The following is a 15315-nucleotide window of genomic DNA, read 5'->3' on the forward strand; positions in this document are numbered from 1 at the left end:
TGTCTAGTGTTATTCACATATGTATAGACATAATTAAGTCAGGAACAGCACTCCATGCAAGCCATTTTTGCGCAGAATGCCCTCACGCCAGATGGTTGGCAAAAAGATGTGCTTGTAAAGCTCGACGATTCCGGCCGCATCGGCAGCGTCGCCTCCGACACACAGCCGGAGAACGACAGGACGGTACGCGTGCCCGTCCTTCTGCCCGCCATGTCCAATCTGCACAGCCACACGTTTCAGCGCGCCATGGCTGGCCTTGCGGAGCGGCGCGGGCCTGCCGGGCGCGACAGTTTCTGGACGTGGCGCGAAATCATGTACCGCTTTCTCGACCTGCTTTCACCGGAAGACATCGAGGCCATCGCCGCCTTTGCCTTCATGGAAATGCAGGAAGCAGGCTTTGCCTCCGTGGCCGAGTTCCATTATGTCCACCACCAGCCGGGCGGCGCCCCCTATGGCGATGTCGGCGAATTGTCCGCCCGCATCGCCGGCGCTGCGGAACAGACCGGCATCGGCCTCACGCTCCTGCCCGTCCTCTATCGCCATGGAGGTGTCGACCAGCGCCCGCTTGAGGGCGGTCAGAAGCGGTTTGGCAACGATCTCGACCGATACCAGAAGTTGCTTTCGCGCGCCGAAGAATGCGTGGCCAATCTGTCTGCCGACGCGCATCTGGGTGTCGCACCGCACTCTCTCCGCGCCGTCAGTCTCGATGATCTCCGCGAAGCACAGGCCATGCGCCCCCGGGCCCCGCTCCACATGCACATCGCCGAGCAGTTGCCTGAGATCAACGAAGTGCGCGCAGCCTATGGCCGGCGCCCGGTGGAATGGCTGCTCGACAATTGCCGCGTGGACGAACGCTGGTGTCTCATCCATTGCACTCACATGACGGAAGAGGAAACCGCCAATCTGGCCGAGACCGGCGCCGTTGCCGGCCTTTGCCCGGTCACCGAAGCCAATCTCGGTGATGGCATTTTCAACGGCCCACAGTACCAGAGTGCCGGTGGCATGCTCGGCATCGGCTCCGATTCCAATATCCGCATCACGGTCGCAGAAGAGTTGCGTCAGCTCGAATATTCCCAGCGCCTGCGCGATACTGCCCGCGTTGTTCTGGCCGCGCACGGTCAGTCCTGTGGGCGCACGCTCTATGACGCTGCCCTTGCCGGTGGCGCACAGGCGCTTGGTCGCAGGTCCGGTGCGATCCAGCCCGGACACTGGGCCGATATGGTCGCCATTGACCAAACTGAATTCGCAGGCGCAGCATACGACGATGGTCCATTGGACGCGTGGCTCTTTACCGGCGACAATGGAGCCGTACAGGATGTCTGGTCTGCGGGACGCCATTGTGTCCGCGAAGGCCGTCATATCGAACATGAAGCGATCGCTGCACGCTACGCGCAGACGATCCGGAAACTGGTGGAGCATCTGTGACCAGCCAACGCGCCTCATTCCGCACCATCCGCGACGAGCTCTCCCGCCGTATCGCCGAGAGAATCTGGCTGCCGGGAACGCTCATACCCGGCGAGGAGGCGCTGGCGGAGGAGTTCGGCGCTGCCCGTGCCACGGTCAACCGTGCCCTGCAGGAGTTGGCCCGTGCCGGCATCCTCGAGCGCAAGCGCCGCGCCGGCACACGGGTCGCGCTTCATCCCGTGCGTGAGGCCCGCTTCGTCATTCCGCGCATCCGCCAGGAGATCGAAGGGCGGGGCTCCGAATACCAGTATCGCCTTCTGAGTGCTGAGGAGACCGACGCGCCGGAAGTCATCTGCGCGCGTCTCAGCCTGCTCTCGAAATCGGGCATGCTGCATGTGCGCTGCCTGCATCTGGCAGACCGCGTGCCGTATCAGTATGAAGACCGCTGGATCAACCTGAACACCGTCCCCGACGCGCGCAGGGCCGACTTCAAATCGATGGGTCCGAACGAATGGCTCGTCGGGCATGCCCCGTTCTCCAACGCGGAGTTTACGTTCATGGCCGGTGCCGCCAGCGCCGACGAAGCCTCGCTACTGCAGGTCCGCGAAGGCGATCCGGTCTTCATCGGCGAGCGCATCACCTGGATGAAGGGTCAGCCGATCACGCTTGCTCACCTCGTCCACCCGTCCTCGCATCGGATGGTGACACATCTGTGAGGCACCTCGACAAGCCGGGGTGGAGGCGTTAGGGCAGGCCAGTCTCATCGTTCCGGGAAACTGCCATGACCGCGCGCAACACGCTCATCGCCCCTTCCATTCTCGCTTCAGATTTCTCACGCCTCGGCGAGGAAGTCGAAACCGTCGCCAAAGCAGGCGCTGACTGGATTCACCTCGATGTGATGGATGGCCATTTCGTGCCCAACATCACCTTCGGCCCGCCCATTATCAAGGCAATCCGCGACCGCACCGACAAGGTGTTCGACTGCCACCTGATGATCACCCCGGCCGATCCCTATCTCGCCGCCTTCGCCGATGCCGGATGCGACATCATCACCGTTCACGCCGAAGCCGGTCCGCATCTCCACCGGTCGCTTCAGACGATCCGAAACCTCGGCAGGAAGGCCGGCGTTTCGCTCAACCCGTCCACGCCTGAAAGCGTCATCGAATACGTGCTCGACGAGCTCGATCTCGTGCTTCTGATGACCGTCAATCCAGGCTTCGGCGGACAGGCCTTCATCCCATCCGTGGTCGAGAAGGTGCGCCGCATCAAGGCTATGATCGGCGACCGGCCCATTGATATCGAGATCGATGGCGGCGTCTCGCCCGCCAATGCCGGTGCGTTGACCGCCGCTGGCGCCAATGTCCTGGTCGCTGGCTCCGCCGTCTTCAAGGGCGAAGGCGAAGGAGCCTACGCGAAAAACATCGCGGCGATCCGCGACGCCGCCAACGGCTGACAGCCCGATCTGTCGCAACAAAAAAGCCGCGCGGACAAGGTCCGGCGCGGCTTTTGTCGTTTCAGGCGTAAGCGCTTAGCTGCTGCCGCCGTTCAGCACCGTGACCGCACGGCGGTTCTGCGACCAGCAGGAGATGTCGTCGCAGGTCGCGACCGGACGCTCCTTGCCGTAGGAGATGGTGCGAATGCGGTTGGCCGCAACACCGCGTGCCACCAGGAAGTCGCGCGCAGAAGCCGCACGGCGCGCACCGAGCGCGAGGTTGTACTCACGGGTGCCGCGTTCGTCCGCATGGCCTTCGACGGTGATCGAATAGCTGGTGTATTTGTTCAGCCACTGCGCCTGGCGCGTCAGCACCTGCTGCGCATCGGCGCGGATCACCGACGAATCGAGATCGAAGAAAATCCGGTCACCGACGCTGACGGTGAACTCCTGCTGCGATCCGGGAGGACCACCGGCACCGCCAAGGCCGATATCAGCCGCATTGTTGGGAACCTGTTTGTTAGCACAACCGGCCAGGGCAAGGGCCGCCACCAGGGCGATGCCAACCGGGTTTTTGGCGATAGCTGCAATCGACAGCATTGCCACCTCTCCTTCAGATTAGAGATATTTTGTTCAACGATCAGTAACCACGTTGCCGTTAAGGACCCCTCAAGAAACGCGGTTAACAAACCCCTACCGGTGCAAATCAGAACCGTTATTTCGCGCAAACTAGCTTAAAATACGGCGGAAACGCGGCGAATCCGGCAGAAGCCGCCGCAGTCCTATTCCAGCAGCGGCGACCAGGCCGGGTCCGAACCATAGTTCGCGGTCGGAATTTTCTGCTCGTTGCGGCCCGTCAGATCGATCGAATAGAGCTGCGGCCCGGCCGAGCCAGCCGGCTGGCGGAAAAACATGACCACGCGACCGTTCGGCGCCCAGGTCGGTCCCTCCTGCAGGAAGCCGGACGAGAGAATACGCTCGCCGGAGCCATCCGTGCGCATGACACCGATCTGAAACTCACCGCGGGTCTGCTTGGTGAAGGCGATCAGGTCGCCGCGCGGCGACCAGACCGGCGTCGAATAGGTGCCATCACCGAAGGAGATACGCTTCGGGTCGCCGCCGCTGGCGCTCATCACATAGATCTGCGCACGCCCACCACGGTCGGAAGTGAACACGATCTGCGAGCCGTCCGGCGAATAGGAAGGCGATGTGTCGATGGCATTGGAGGTCGTCAGGCGCGTCGTGTTGCGGCTTCTCAGGTCCATCGCAAAGATGTTCGAATTGCCGTCGTCGCGCAGAAGGCTCATCACGATCTGCTGACCGTTGGGCGAAAAGCGCGGCGCAAAGGTCATGCCGGGGAAATTGCCGACAAGCTCGCGCTGACCGGTCTCGAGCTGCAGAAGATAGACCTGCGGCTGACCGCCCTCATAGGACATGTAAGTGATTTCCTGGCGCGTCGGCGAAAAACGCGGCGTCAGGACGATTGCGCGCCCGTCGGTCAGGAAGCGCTGGTTCGCCCCGTCCTGGTCCATGATCGCAAGCCGCTTCACGCGATTGTTGCGCGGGCCCGACTCGTCGACATACACGATCCGCGTGTCGAAATACCCGGTTTCACCGGTCAGGCGCTGATAGATGGCGTCGGCGATGATGTGGGCCACGCGCCGCCATTTGTCCTTGCTGGTGAAGAACTGCTCACCGATAAGCTGCTGCCCCGCATAGGTGTCCCAAAGCCGGAATTCGGCCCGCAACCGCCCGTCGGGGGTCTCGGAGACCTTGCCGGTGACCAGCGCCTGCGCATTGATCACCGTCCAGTCCTGAAAGCGCGGTGCCGCATCCGGATTGGAGATCTTCTCGATGAAGGCTCCCTTCTCGATGGGCGCGAACAGGCCCGATCGCCGCAGATCGGCTTCAACGACACTGGCGATCTCCGCTCCTTTTCCATCGGCGGAGATAAACTCCGTGATGGCGATGGGCAGCGGCTCGACCACGCCCTTATTGATGTCGATCTCGACCACTGCTCGTGCCGGCAGCACCGCAACGCCAAGCCCGGCGACCAGCGTCGCAATCAGGAAGGTCGCTCTCATGATCATCTGCATTTGCTCCTGCCTCTCCCGCTTTGGTTAGGCTCAAGCCCCCATCGCCTTATGGATGGTGCTCTGGTTAAAACATGTCGCTTGGATCGAAGTGGACGATGACTTCGGACCAGGTATCGTATTTCGCTGCCGGCAGATTGTAGGGCGCGCACTGCAGAACGGCGCGCCGTGCGGATTCCGCGGCTGCGCGTTCAACCATGTTGCCGTTGCCGCCGGCAATAATGCGCGGGCTGCCCTCGATGTTCCCGCTTGGGTCGAGCCTCATCTGGACGGAGACTTTCAGGTTCTCGGCATCCAGCGCGCCGGCGGGCACGTTCCAGCAGCGCTGGATCTGGCCACGCAGCGCATCCATTTCACTCTGTGAAAGCTTCTCGCCCGGCGTGCTGCGGCTGCCGCCAAGCGATGCCTGTTCCTGAGAGCGTTTCGCACCCCCGCCGGAGGCCTTGTCCTTGTTCAGGAGTGCTGCCACCTCGTCAAACAGCTCGTCGGAGTTCTGCGATTTCGGCTTCGAAGCGGTCTTCTGTGCCGGCTTGTCCGCATCCTTCCGTTCAGGCGCCTTGGCCGTGCTTGCCTTCGGCGGCTGTGGCCGCGACTGCGGCACAGGCGCGCTGTTTGGCAGCGCAACGCTCTCGGTCGCTTCAGGTGCTTCCGCCACCACCGTCTCTTCAGGAGCGGGGTCCGGCTTCACCTCCTGCTTGGGCTGAGGCTCCGGCCGCACTTCCGTCGCGGGCACCGGCGTCGGTTCGGCTGCCGCCTGCTGTTGTTCCGGCTCGGGCTTCGGTTCCGGCTTGGGCGTCGGTTTCGGTGCAGGCGGCGGCTCCGCCGTCTTCTCCACCTCGCGGTTGCGCGGTTCGGGTGTCGGCGGCGTTTTCAGGTCGACATCATTGTCGCCCGTGTTCTGCGCGTTCTCCACCGGATCCGGACGCTTGGTCGGTGTCGGCGCCGGTTTCTCGGAGAGCGCCGCCTTCTTGTCGCCCTCCTGCACCTGCGTCATCGATTCGATCGGGATGATGTCAACGGGCAGCGCTTCGACATCCGCCACCTCAAAGGCGCGCGGCGCCGACAGCGAGAACAGGCCGAAACCCAGCAGCGCCGCATGCATGGTCACCGATGTAACGAGACCCGCCTTCATTTGGTCAATTGCCTTCTTCCTGCAGCGTGACCAGGCCGAGATTGCGATATCCGGCAGCCGAGATGCGCGCCATCACGCGCATCACCGTGCCGTAGTCGGCCGCGCGGTCGCCGCGCACATAGATGCGCTCGTCATAGCCCGAGCGCGCAATCGCCTGCAGCTTCGGCACCACTTCTTCGATCGGCACCTCTGTCTCCTGCAGATAGATCTGGCCCTCATTGTTGACCGAAACCGTGATTGGCTGTGTCTCCGAGTTCAGCGCCTTGGCCTGCGTCTCCGGAAGATCGATCGGCACGCCCACCGTCAGAAGCGGTGCAGCCACCATAAAGATGATGAGCAGCACCAGCATCACGTCCACGAAAGGCGTCACGTTGATCTCGGAGATCAGACCCGAGCGCGAGCCCCGGCGGCCACGCCGCCGTCCGTTTCTTCCGCCCGCCGATCCGACTGACATACCCATTGTGCGCTCCTAAGCCGCCTTCGCGGCGACCTTCTCGTCGATCTGCCGCGAGAGAATGGTCGAAAATTCGTCCGCAAAGCCTTCCATCCGTCCGGCGAGCTTGCCCGCGTCGGATGACAGCTTGTTGTAGGCGATAACCGCGGGAATGGCGGCCAGAAGACCTATGGCCGTGGCCAGCAGAGCCTCGGCGATACCTGGTGCCACAACCGCCAGATTGGTGGACTTGGAACCGGCAATCGCCTGGAATGAGGTCATGATACCGACCACCGTGCCAAACAGACCGATGAAAGGGGCCGCCGAGCCGATGGAGGCAAGGAAGCCGAGCCGGCTCTCAAGCCGCTCCATCTCACGCGTGAGCGCCAGGTCCATTGCCTTGTCGATGCGCGTCTGCAGGCCGATGGGCGAGCGCGCGCCTTTCTCAAAACTCTTCTTCCACTCGCGCATGGCGGCCACGAAGATTGAGCCCATGCCGGTGGTCTTGCGGTCCGAAAGCGCACGGTAGAGTTCCTCAAGCGACTGGCCCGACCAGAAAGTCTTTTCAAAGCGGTTGAGGGCCGTGCGCATGCGAGCATAGGCAATTAGCTTGTCAACGATGATCGCCCAGGTCCAGACCGATGCGACAAGCAGGCCGATCATGACCAGCTTGACCACCCAGCCTGCCTGCCAGAACAAAGCCCAGATCGACAACTCCCCACCCGGTGCGGCGAGCGTAACACTTTCCATGGATCAACATCCTCTTAAGATCAGGGCGGGGCGTACATCTCGGTCTCGGCCGCGCCCCTGCTTGCGTGCCGTTGCCTGCGTCCGATCCGAGGCGTCCCCGCGAGATGCTTCAACGCCCCTTTATCCGGTAAAATTTGGTGAAAGGAAGGCGCACGGATTCGCTACGGATTTCATGGTTTTCTTCATGAACCGTTATGGTTAATTAAGCGTTAGGAGATGTTCTCGCGCGCAGGCATCCCGCGGACGAGATGTGCAAAAGCGCCTGCAATCACGAAATGTGTTTCACCTGTCCTTCGGCTTGAACGCCGCGATCCACTCTTTCGGAAACCGCCGCGGTCGTCCCGATGCGCCGATGATGGCCGCTTCGACTTTTGCCTCCACCAGCACGTTCTCGCCGCGCAGAAGCCGCTGCGCCATGTGAATGCGTGCGCCGGAGATTGCCTCGGTGCGTGTCTCCACCGTCACGATGTCGTCAACACGGGCGGGCTGGCGAAAATCGATCTCCATCCGCCGTACGACCCAGGAAAGCACCTCGCCATGCTTCCCATCGGCCAGTTCGGTATGATGCACACCGGCCAGCCGCAGGAAATCCGAGCGTCCCCGCTCCAGAAACTCCAGATAGCGTGCGTGATAGACTACGCCGGTGAAATCCGTATCTGCGAAATAGACCCGCGCCACGAGCCGATGCCCGAAATCGGTCAGCTCACCCGAAAGCCCGACCGTCAGGTCTTCGCCCGAGCCGGCGTTCATTCCCCATCCCCCTGCTGAAACAGGCTGATCTGCGCTTCCGCCAATTCCTTCGGCGGCTGAAGCCCCATGTGGCGCCATGCCCTGGCGGCGAGCACGCGCCCGCGCGGGGTGCGCTGGATGAAGCCCTGCTGGATCAGATAGGGCTCGATGATGTCCTCTATGGCGTCGCGCGGTTCAGAAAGTGCTGCCGCTATCGTCTCGATGCCCACCGGCCCGCCGCCGAAATTCTCCACAATCATGGTGAGGTAGCGCCGGTCGAGCTGATCGAGGCCAAGCGCATCCACTTCAAGCCGCGAAAGCGCCTCGTCGGCAACCTTGCGCGTCACCTCGCTTGCGCCCGCCACAGTGGCGAAATCCCGCACCCGGCGCAAAAGGCGCCCGGCAATGCGTGGCGTGCCCCGCGCCCGGCGTGCGATTTCCTCCGCTCCGTCATTCGCAAGCGGCAGCCCGAGAATGCGCGAACCGCGCGTAACGATCGATTGCAGTTCATCGACCGTGTAGAAATCGAGCCGCACGGGAATGCCGAAACGGTCGCGCAGCGGCGTCGTCAGAAGGCCAAGCCGCGTCGTCGCCGCCACCAGCGTGAACTTGGCAAGATCGATCTTCACCGAGCGCGCGGCCGGCCCCTCGCCGATGATCAGGTCGAGCTGAAAATCCTCCATGGCTGGATAGAGAATTTCCTCCACCGCCGGGTTCAGCCGGTGGATTTCATCGATGAAGAGCACATCGCGCTCTTCGAGATTGGTCAAAAGCGCCGCCAGATCACCCGCCTTTGCGATCACCGGGCCAGAGGTGGAACGGAAATTCACCCCCAGCTCGCGCGCCATGATCTGCGCCAGCGTGGTCTTGCCAAGGCCGGGCGGCCCGACAAAAAGCACATGGTCCAGCGCCTCGCCGCGTCCACGCGCAGCTTCAATGAAAACTTTCAGATTGGCGCGCGCCGCTTTCTGCCCGACGAAATCGTCCAGCGACTGCGGACGCATCGTCGAGTCCAGGTCCTCACCGCGCTTGTCGGCTGCAATCAGCCTGTCGCCATCCGTCATCCGCAGACTTCCATTTCACAATCATACAGCGCAAACAGCGCGCTCATGGCCCTGACTAGCGCGCCAGTTCCTTCAGGCCAAGCCTGATCAGCGTGCCCGCATCCGCGCCCTCGCCCGCTGCCTTCATTGCGGCAGCGACGGCATTCGCCGCCACGTCGCGCGAATAGCCGAGATTTGAGAGCGCCGATACCGCGTCGGACACCGGTGCCGGCGCAGCCCCCTCACCCAGTTCCTGCTTCAGGCCGATCGTGCCGGTTGCCTCTCCGGCATAGGCAGGCGCCTTGCTCTTCAGTTCGGTGACGATGCGCTCGGCAACCTTCTTGCCCACGCCCGGCGCACGCGCCACGGTCGCCGCATCCTTCAGCGCAATCGCATTGGCCAGTTCCGAAGCCGAAAGTGTCGAAAGCACTGAAAGCGCCACCTTGGACCCCACGCCCTGCACATTGTTCTGCAAAAGGCGGAACCATTCGCGCTCCAGCGCGCTGCGAAAGCCGTAAAGCCGGATCATGTCCTCGCGCACATAGGTCTCGATGAACAGCGTCACAGCCGTCCCCTCACCGTCGAGTGCTGCCAGCGTCCGCGCCGGACAATAGGCGACATACCCGACGCCCCCCACATCGATGATGCAGTGATCTTCGGCGATCTCGTCGATGATGCCCTTCAGTTTTCCGATCATTTCAGTGCTTCCATGGCCAGTCGGGAGGTGGCGGATTGCCTGTGATGGGCATGACAGATGGCGATGGCGATCGCATCCGCCGCGTCATCCGTGTCAAACCGCGCCTTCGGCATCAGCACCTTCACCATCATGTGAATCTGTTTCTTGTCGCCGTGACCGACCCCGATCACGGTTTTCTTCACCGCATTGGGCGCATATTCGGCCACCGGAAGACCGGCCCGCGCCGGCACCAGCATGGCGATGCCCCGCGCCTGGCCGAGCTTCAGCGTCGCCGAGGCATCCTTGTTGACGAAGGTCGCCTCCACCGCCGCTTCATCCGGTCGATGGTCATGCAGAATGGCATCGAGCCCGTCATGCAGCTGGCACAGTCTGGAGGCCAGATCGGCCTTGCCGTCGGACGTCACGGTGCCAGCACCCACAAAGCGCAGGGAGTTGCCCTGCGCATCGATGATGGCCCAGCCTGTGCGCCGGAGCCCGGGATCGATGCCGAGAATTCGAATCGGTGTGTTCATGGCACTAACATAGCCGTGGGCAGGCCCATTGCCACGCACAAGCAGCACGAGCGAAGAAGCGGGCTCGCCAGCGCCCTTTTCAGGAGATGGAAGTCTGCCCGAATTCGACCTCAGTCTCGCCCTTCTGATCGCCACCGTGCTGGCGGCTGGCGTTGTGCGCGGGCTTTCGGGTTTCGGCACCGGCCTGATCGTCGCCCCGATCGCCGGAGCGCTCTACGACCCCGTGACGGCGGTCGTCCTGCTCGTCATCATCGATTCGCTGCCCACCCTGCCGGTAGCGCTTCCCGTCGTAAAACTTGCCCGCTGGCGCGAGGTTCTGCCGGTGCTTGCCGGCCTGGCGCTGTTCGTGCCGCTCGGCGTCTACATCCTGAAAAACGGAGACGAGACCGTGTTGCGCTGGGTCATCTGCGTGATCATCCTTGCCTGCGCGCTTACCCTGCGCAGCGGCTGGCGCTATCACGGGCCGCGCAGCCTTCCCCTCTCTTTCGGCATTGGCAGCATTGCCGGAACCCTGTCAGGCATCGCCGCCATTCCCGGCCCGCCCGTCATCATATACTGGATGGCGTCAACGCTGCCGGTCGCGGTTGTGCGCGCCAATCTGATGACGCTTTTCCTGATTTCAGAGATCTTCTCCGCCGGCAATCTGTGGGCGGCCGGCCTGTTCGAGCATTCACGCGTCATGCTGGGGCTCCTGATGATCCCGCCCTACATGCTCAGCCTGCTCGTTGGCGGCAGGCTCTATGGCATCGCCAGCGACACGACCTATCGCCGCCTCGCCTTCACGCTCATCATCGCCTCGGCGCTGATTGCGCTGCCGCTCACAGAGATCGTGTTCGACTGGCTGTTCAGCGGTGGCCGAATGCTGTTTTCAGGAGAGTGATCTGCTCATAGACTGGATTGTTGCCGAAAAGCTCGGCTTCTTCCGCCCGCGCCGGGGCACCACCGTAGATTTCTTCATCCATGCGCCGCACCAGATCCTGAAGACGCATCGAGCGCACCACGAGACTCTGGAATTTCTCGGGAAGGTCGGACCAGCCCTGTGCCTGTTCTTGTGGTGAGTGCGTATCGAGACGCACCTTGGATTTCTCTGCCGCCACCTGCTCACGGGTCATCTCGCCGGAGTTGGCCGCGCGCTGAAGGAGCAGCCAGGATGCGAGCTGCATGAGGCGTGTCGTCAGGCGCATGGATTCGGCGGCGTAGAGTGCAGCCCCGGCCCGGGTCAGGTGTTTCGCTTCCGCACGCCCGTCTCCGTCCAGATACTCCGCCGCCTCTTCGACCAGGCTCATACCCTGATTGTAAAGAGGCTTGAAGGAATCCGAGAACACGCGATGCTCGGCCAGCTTGATCGTGGTCGCGCGACCGTTCCCGTTTTCAATCATTGTGCCTACGCCCCACCAGATACAATTTTTCCGGCCACCGCCGGTTGATGCGTTCAATCACAAGTGCGCCTGACTCTCAATGCCGGCACGTCACTCAAGGATGGGCTTGTGCACAGCTGTTGGCAAGTTCTTCCTTAACAAAGGGTTAATACTCAATTTGGACAAAAAAAGAGCCGCAAAGGCGGCTCTCAGGAGTTTAAACAGGGAGGCGTCAAACAGAATGGCTCCAGCCACTCGGTAAGAATCCAGATCACTGGATACACACAGTAAACGCATGTAAAGCTTAATGGACGGTTAACAGCCCCGCCAATTCTTGAATCGAATGCAGATCAACACTGCCCGGTTCAGGACAATTCCCGGGCCTGCTCCCGCAGGCGAAACTTCTGGATTTTTCCCGTAGACGTCTTGGGAATTTCGGAGAAAACCACCGTTTTCGGACATTTGAAATGCGCCAGAAGCGACCGGCAGTGCGCGATGATCTCCTCCGCGCTGGCGTCCCGCCCCGGTTTCAGCTCCACGAAGGCCACCGGCGTCTCGCCCCATTTCTCATCCGCTTTGGCCACCACCCCGCATGCCGCGATGGCAGGATGCCGATAGAGCGCATCCTCCACCTCGATCGAGGAAATGTTCTCGCCGCCGGAGATGATGATGTCCTTGGATCGGTCCTTGAGCTGGATATAACCATCCGGATGCATCACGCCGAGATCGCCCGAATGGAACCAGCCCCCGGCAAACGCCTCGTCCGTCGCTTTTCTGTTCTTGAGATACCCCTTCATGACGATGTTGCCGCGAAACATCACCTCGCCGATGGTCTCACCATCGGGCGGCGTCTCGGTCATTGTTTCCGGGTCCATCACGGTCAGCCCCTCGAGCGCCGCATAGCGCACGCCCTGCCGCGCCTTGCGCGCCGCCTGCCCCGCTCCGTCGAGCGCGTCCCACTCGCCTTTCCACTCGTTCACCACCGCAGGCCCATAGGTTTCCGTCAGCCCGTAGAGATGGGTCACCGTGAACCCCGCCTCGGCCATGGCCGAAAGCACGCTCTCGGGCGGCGGTGCCGCCGCCGTGTTGAAGGTCACCGTGTGCGAAAAATCCCGCTTCTCGGCCTCAGGAGCGTTGAGCAGTGCCGACATCACCACCGGTGCACCGCACAGATGCGTTACGCCATGCTCCGCGATTGCGTCATACATGGGCTTTGCCCGTACCCAGCGCAGGCACACATGAGTGCCCGCCGTCAGCGCCAGCGTCCACGGAAAGCACCAGCCATTGCAGTGGAACATCGGCAGGGTCCACAGATAGACCGCCCCCCGCGAGAGCCCGGCATGCACCGTGTTGGCATAGGCCATGAGCGCGGCCCCGCGATGGTGATAGACAACGCCCTTTGGGTTGCCGGTCGTGCCCGAGGTATAATTCAGCGCAATCGCGTCCCATTCGTCATCCGGCATGGACCAGGTGAAGCCGGCATCCCCCGATGCCACGAACGCTTCATAGTCCACACTGCCGATGCGCTCACCCTTCGGATAGGGTGCATCCTCGCCAAATTCGGGATCGTCATAGTCGATCACCAGCGGCTTGACCTGCGCCAGCGCCAGCGCCTCCTTCATCACATCGGAGAACTCCCGGTCGACAATGACCACCCTGCTCTCCGCATGGTCGAGCTGAAAGGCGATGATCGCCGCATCCAGCCGCGTGTTGAGCGAATGCAGCACCGCATTCGTCATCGGCACGCCGTGATGCGCCTCCAGCATGGGCGGCGTGTTGGACAGCATGACGGAAACCGTGTCGCCCTTGCCGATGCCATAGCGGACAAGCGCTGAGGCCAGCTTCAGCGAACGCTCCCAGAACGTCGCGTAGGTCACCCGCTGGCCGCCATGGATGATCGCCACCTCGTTGGGAAAGACTTTTGCGGCGCGTTCCAGAAGCACAAGTGGTGTCAAAGGCTGAAAGTTAGCGGGATTCCTGTCGAGATCCCGATCAAAAGCGTTCCCGGTCACAAACATCCTCCCGCAGTGTTTTTGCTTATTAAGCACAGGCTTCCGATGCCGTCACCACCCCATTAGGTCGGACAGGCCGTCATGGATGAGCTTCAGGGAAACGATCAGCACCATCACATACATGAAGGGATAGAACACAGCCGGCTTCATGCGTTTGACCACCCACACGCCGGCAAGGGTGGCAAGCGGCGCGAGCGGGATCAGGATCAGCGACGCCGTCAGGTTCGAGCGGTCGAACTGACCGAGCGCGAAATAGGGAATGAGCTTCACCGCGTTTACGATGGCGAAGAACACAACGCTCGTCCCCGTGTAGACGCGCGGATCGTGCCCGAGCGGCAGCGCATAGACCTGATAGGGCGGCCCGCCCGCATGGGCAACAAAACTCGTGAAACCCGCCACGCCACCCCAGAACGTACCGCGTGAACGGCTCTGGTTGGCGATGTGCGCACGCCCTGCCACCTTCTCGAAAACCCACCGCAGGAAAAAGGCGAGTGTAACGAAGCCGACGATCAGGCGCACATGCCCTTCCGTCACAACCGCCGCGGTCGCCCACCCGATGGCAATACCCAAAAACGCACCGGGCAGCATGATCGAGAGCGTTCTGCGATCCATGAACCCGCGCCAGGCCCACAGCGAAACCACATCCATGACGATCAGGATCGGCAGCAGGATGGCCGCGGCCTGCACCGGGGAGACGACAAGCGAAAGCATTGGCACGCCAAGCAGGGCCATAGCCCCGCCGAAACCGCCCTTTGAAAGCCCCACGAGAATGACGGCGGGAACCGCTGCGAAATAGAATGCCGGATCGGAAAGAAGTGCGTTCATGAAACTCGTCTGCGCCCCGATTGTCGGGCCCGACTCTCATAGCCCCCCTGCCCGGATTTGGCGAGAGTCACCGGAAGTGCTTCAATTTTCCTTGTCGTTCACCCCGCTCGTCGTCTATGCCGCATTCAAACCAAATTGACGGGCAAGAAACGGTTCAGACCGGTTTAGCGCGGACCTGCGTACGACAGTGAGACGGAGCCTTTTCGCCACGCGGGCAAATCACGAACAGGCTTGAGGAGTTGCCAAATGACCAATCGCTGCCGCCTCGTATTGATCGCACCGCCGCCCGAAACGGCTGCCAATGACGAAGCGCATCTGGAGGCCGCACTCTCAGGGGGAGACGTCGCCTCGCTGATCATCCCCGATTACGGACAGGATGAAGTCAGTTTCCAGGCCCGCGCCGAGCGCCTCACCCCCATTGCACAGGCCCGCAATGTCGCGGTGATGATCGCCGGCGCGCCGCGCATCGCCGCCCGCGTCAAGGCCGACGGCATTCATGTCGAGGGATCGCTCGAAGAGCTCGCCGACGTGATCGAGAAATATCAGGACCGGATGATGATCGGGGTCGGCGGCGTGAAAACCCGCGACGACGCCCTTCAGTATGGAGAGTTGCAGCCCGACTATCTGTTCTTCGGCCGCTTTGGCTACGATAACAAACCAGAACCTCATCCCCGCAATCTGACCCTCGGCACCTGGTGGTCCGAGATGGTCGAAATTCCCTGCATCGTGATGGGCGGCAACACCATTGCCTCTGTCGAGCCAGTCTCGGCAAGCGGTTCGGATTTCACCGCGCTCTGCGCCGCAGTGTTTGCCGATGAGACCGATCCCGCGGCAGCGGTGGCCGAAGCCAATTCCATCCTCGACAGGGCCGCACAGCAAGTTGAGGGAGCCTGAT

General features: G+C 62.1%; 17 protein-coding genes. 5 read left to right on the plus strand and 12 right to left on the minus strand.

Features of this window, described 5'->3' with window-relative positions; translation table 11 throughout:
• Positions 1-54 precede the first annotated feature (54 nt).
• The 3 genes from BLW55_RS08985 to rpe all read left to right on the plus strand — a co-directional run bounded on the left by BLW55_RS08985 (position 55) and on the right by rpe (position 2857).
• A complete protein-coding gene (locus BLW55_RS08985; RefSeq protein ID WP_090328419.1) occupies positions 55-1425 on the plus strand; it encodes a formimidoylglutamate deiminase in 1371 nt (456 codons plus the stop codon).
• Positions 1422-2120 (plus strand): histidine utilization transcriptional repressor HutC, encoded by a 699-nt coding sequence (locus tag BLW55_RS08990; protein ID WP_007007065.1) that lies wholly within the window; start codon positions 1422-1424, stop codon positions 2118-2120. The genes BLW55_RS08985 and BLW55_RS08990 overlap by 4 nt, the downstream gene beginning before the upstream one ends.
• Before the next feature lie 65 nt (positions 2121-2185).
• Positions 2186-2857 carry a ribulose-phosphate 3-epimerase gene (gene rpe, locus BLW55_RS08995; protein ID WP_090328422.1) on the plus strand — a complete coding sequence of 224 codons (672 nt, stop codon included), beginning with the start codon at positions 2186-2188 and terminating at the stop codon, positions 2855-2857.
• 75 nt (positions 2858-2932) lie between these two features.
• Here rpe and pal read toward each other — a convergent pair whose 3' ends face one another.
• The 9 genes from pal to ruvC all read right to left on the minus strand — a co-directional run bounded on the left by pal (position 2933) and on the right by ruvC (position 10225).
• Positions 2933-3436: a peptidoglycan-associated lipoprotein Pal gene (gene pal / locus BLW55_RS09000; protein WP_007007067.1), complete on the minus strand. Its 504-nt coding sequence runs from the start codon at positions 3434-3436 to the stop codon at positions 2933-2935.
• A 182-nt stretch (positions 3437-3618) separates the two neighbouring features.
• Positions 3619-4926: a Tol-Pal system beta propeller repeat protein TolB gene (tolB, locus tag BLW55_RS09005; RefSeq protein ID WP_244423305.1), complete on the minus strand. Its 1308-nt coding sequence runs from the start codon at positions 4924-4926 to the stop codon at positions 3619-3621.
• Positions 4927-4996: 70 nt separating this feature from the next.
• A complete protein-coding gene (locus BLW55_RS09010) occupies positions 4997-6061 on the minus strand; it encodes a hypothetical protein (RefSeq protein WP_025029154.1) in 1065 nt (354 codons plus the stop codon).
• A 4-nt stretch (positions 6062-6065) separates the two neighbouring features.
• Entirely contained in the window at positions 6066-6521 is a 456-nt protein-coding gene (tolR, locus tag BLW55_RS09015) for a protein TolR (protein WP_007007070.1), read from the minus strand.
• A 9-nt stretch (positions 6522-6530) separates the two neighbouring features.
• The gene (tolQ, locus tag BLW55_RS09020; RefSeq protein WP_007007071.1) at positions 6531-7244 is read right to left on the minus strand and encodes a protein TolQ; all 714 of its coding nucleotides are present in this window, start codon (positions 7242-7244) and stop codon (positions 6531-6533) included.
• 282 nt (positions 7245-7526) lie between these two features.
• A complete protein-coding gene (gene ybgC / locus BLW55_RS09025) occupies positions 7527-7994 on the minus strand; it encodes a tol-pal system-associated acyl-CoA thioesterase (protein ID WP_007007072.1) in 468 nt (155 codons plus the stop codon).
• Positions 7991-9037: a Holliday junction branch migration DNA helicase RuvB gene (gene ruvB / locus BLW55_RS09030; RefSeq protein WP_007007073.1), complete on the minus strand. Its 1047-nt coding sequence runs from the start codon at positions 9035-9037 to the stop codon at positions 7991-7993. Before ruvB ends, ybgC begins: the two co-directional genes overlap by 4 nt.
• Positions 9038-9092: 55 nt before the next feature.
• Positions 9093-9713, minus strand: a complete 621-nt coding sequence (gene ruvA / locus BLW55_RS09035; RefSeq protein ID WP_090328424.1) for a Holliday junction branch migration protein RuvA — start codon at positions 9711-9713, stop codon at positions 9093-9095.
• Positions 9710-10225 carry a crossover junction endodeoxyribonuclease RuvC gene (ruvC, locus tag BLW55_RS09040; RefSeq protein WP_007007075.1) on the minus strand — a complete coding sequence of 172 codons (516 nt, stop codon included), beginning with the start codon at positions 10223-10225 and terminating at the stop codon, positions 9710-9712. Before ruvC ends, ruvA begins: the two co-directional genes overlap by 4 nt.
• 28 nt (positions 10226-10253) lie before the next feature.
• Between ruvC and BLW55_RS09045 the strand changes: the two genes are divergently transcribed.
• Positions 10254-11105, plus strand: a complete 852-nt coding sequence (locus BLW55_RS09045) for a sulfite exporter TauE/SafE family protein (RefSeq protein ID WP_244439605.1) — start codon at positions 10254-10256, stop codon at positions 11103-11105.
• Here the strand turns inward: BLW55_RS09045 and rcdA are convergent.
• The 3 genes from rcdA to BLW55_RS09060 all read right to left on the minus strand — a co-directional run bounded on the left by rcdA (position 11071) and on the right by BLW55_RS09060 (position 14420).
• A complete protein-coding gene (gene rcdA / locus BLW55_RS09050; protein ID WP_090328427.1) occupies positions 11071-11604 on the minus strand; it encodes a protease adaptor protein RcdA in 534 nt (177 codons plus the stop codon). The genes BLW55_RS09045 and rcdA overlap by 35 nt on opposite strands.
• 344 nt (positions 11605-11948) lie before the next feature.
• Positions 11949-13601, minus strand: a complete 1653-nt coding sequence (locus tag BLW55_RS09055; RefSeq protein ID WP_090328430.1) for an acyl-CoA synthetase — start codon at positions 13599-13601, stop codon at positions 11949-11951.
• 45 nt (positions 13602-13646) lie between these two features.
• Positions 13647-14420 carry a sulfite exporter TauE/SafE family protein gene (locus tag BLW55_RS09060; RefSeq protein WP_007007079.1) on the minus strand — a complete coding sequence of 258 codons (774 nt, stop codon included), beginning with the start codon at positions 14418-14420 and terminating at the stop codon, positions 13647-13649.
• A 246-nt stretch (positions 14421-14666) separates the two neighbouring features.
• Between BLW55_RS09060 and BLW55_RS09065 the strand changes: the two genes are divergently transcribed.
• Positions 14667-15314, plus strand: coding sequence for a thiamine phosphate synthase (locus BLW55_RS09065; RefSeq protein WP_090328431.1), 648 nt, complete (start codon positions 14667-14669; stop codon positions 15312-15314).
• The last annotated feature ends 1 nt before the right edge of the window (position 15315 follow it).

It is taken from the genome of Nitratireductor aquibiodomus (assembly GCF_900105565.1).
GTDB classification, from domain to species: Bacteria; Pseudomonadota; Alphaproteobacteria; order Rhizobiales; family Rhizobiaceae; genus Nitratireductor; species Nitratireductor aquibiodomus.

What these genes read in the sequence shown, in the direction of transcription:
- rpe (WP_090328422.1), top strand. Translation starts at nt 2,186, where the DNA reads ATGACCGCGCGCAACACGCTCATCGCCCCTTCCATTCTCGCTTCAGAT.
- rcdA (WP_090328427.1), bottom strand. Translation starts at nt 11,604, where the DNA reads ATGATTGAAAACGGGAACGGTCGCGCGACCACGATCAAGCTGGCCGAG.
- BLW55_RS09065 (WP_090328431.1), top strand. Translation starts at nt 14,667, where the DNA reads ATGACCAATCGCTGCCGCCTCGTATTGATCGCACCGCCGCCCGAAACG.
- ruvC (WP_007007075.1), bottom strand. Translation starts at nt 10,225, where the DNA reads ATGAACACACCGATTCGAATTCTCGGCATCGATCCCGGGCTCCGGCGC.
- ruvB (WP_007007073.1), bottom strand. Translation starts at nt 9,037, where the DNA reads ATGACGGATGGCGACAGGCTGATTGCAGCCGACAAGCGCGGTGAGGAC.
- pal (WP_007007067.1), bottom strand. Translation starts at nt 3,436, where the DNA reads ATGCTGTCGATTGCAGCTATCGCCAAAAACCCGGTTGGCATCGCCCTG.
- BLW55_RS09010 (WP_025029154.1), bottom strand. Translation starts at nt 6,061, where the DNA reads ATGAAGGCGGGTCTCGTTACATCGGTGACCATGCATGCGGCGCTGCTG.
- BLW55_RS08985 (WP_090328419.1), top strand. Translation starts at nt 55, where the DNA reads ATGCAAGCCATTTTTGCGCAGAATGCCCTCACGCCAGATGGTTGGCAA.
- BLW55_RS09060 (WP_007007079.1), bottom strand. Translation starts at nt 14,420, where the DNA reads ATGAACGCACTTCTTTCCGATCCGGCATTCTATTTCGCAGCGGTTCCC.
- tolR (WP_007007070.1), bottom strand. Translation starts at nt 6,521, where the DNA reads ATGGGTATGTCAGTCGGATCGGCGGGCGGAAGAAACGGACGGCGGCGT.
- tolQ (WP_007007071.1), bottom strand. Translation starts at nt 7,244, where the DNA reads ATGGAAAGTGTTACGCTCGCCGCACCGGGTGGGGAGTTGTCGATCTGG.
- ruvA (WP_090328424.1), bottom strand. Translation starts at nt 9,713, where the DNA reads ATGATCGGAAAACTGAAGGGCATCATCGACGAGATCGCCGAAGATCAC.
- tolB (WP_244423305.1), bottom strand. Translation starts at nt 4,926, where the DNA reads ATGATCATGAGAGCGACCTTCCTGATTGCGACGCTGGTCGCCGGGCTT.
- ybgC (WP_007007072.1), bottom strand. Translation starts at nt 7,994, where the DNA reads ATGAACGCCGGCTCGGGCGAAGACCTGACGGTCGGGCTTTCGGGTGAG.
- BLW55_RS09055 (WP_090328430.1), bottom strand. Translation starts at nt 13,601, where the DNA reads ATGTTTGTGACCGGGAACGCTTTTGATCGGGATCTCGACAGGAATCCC.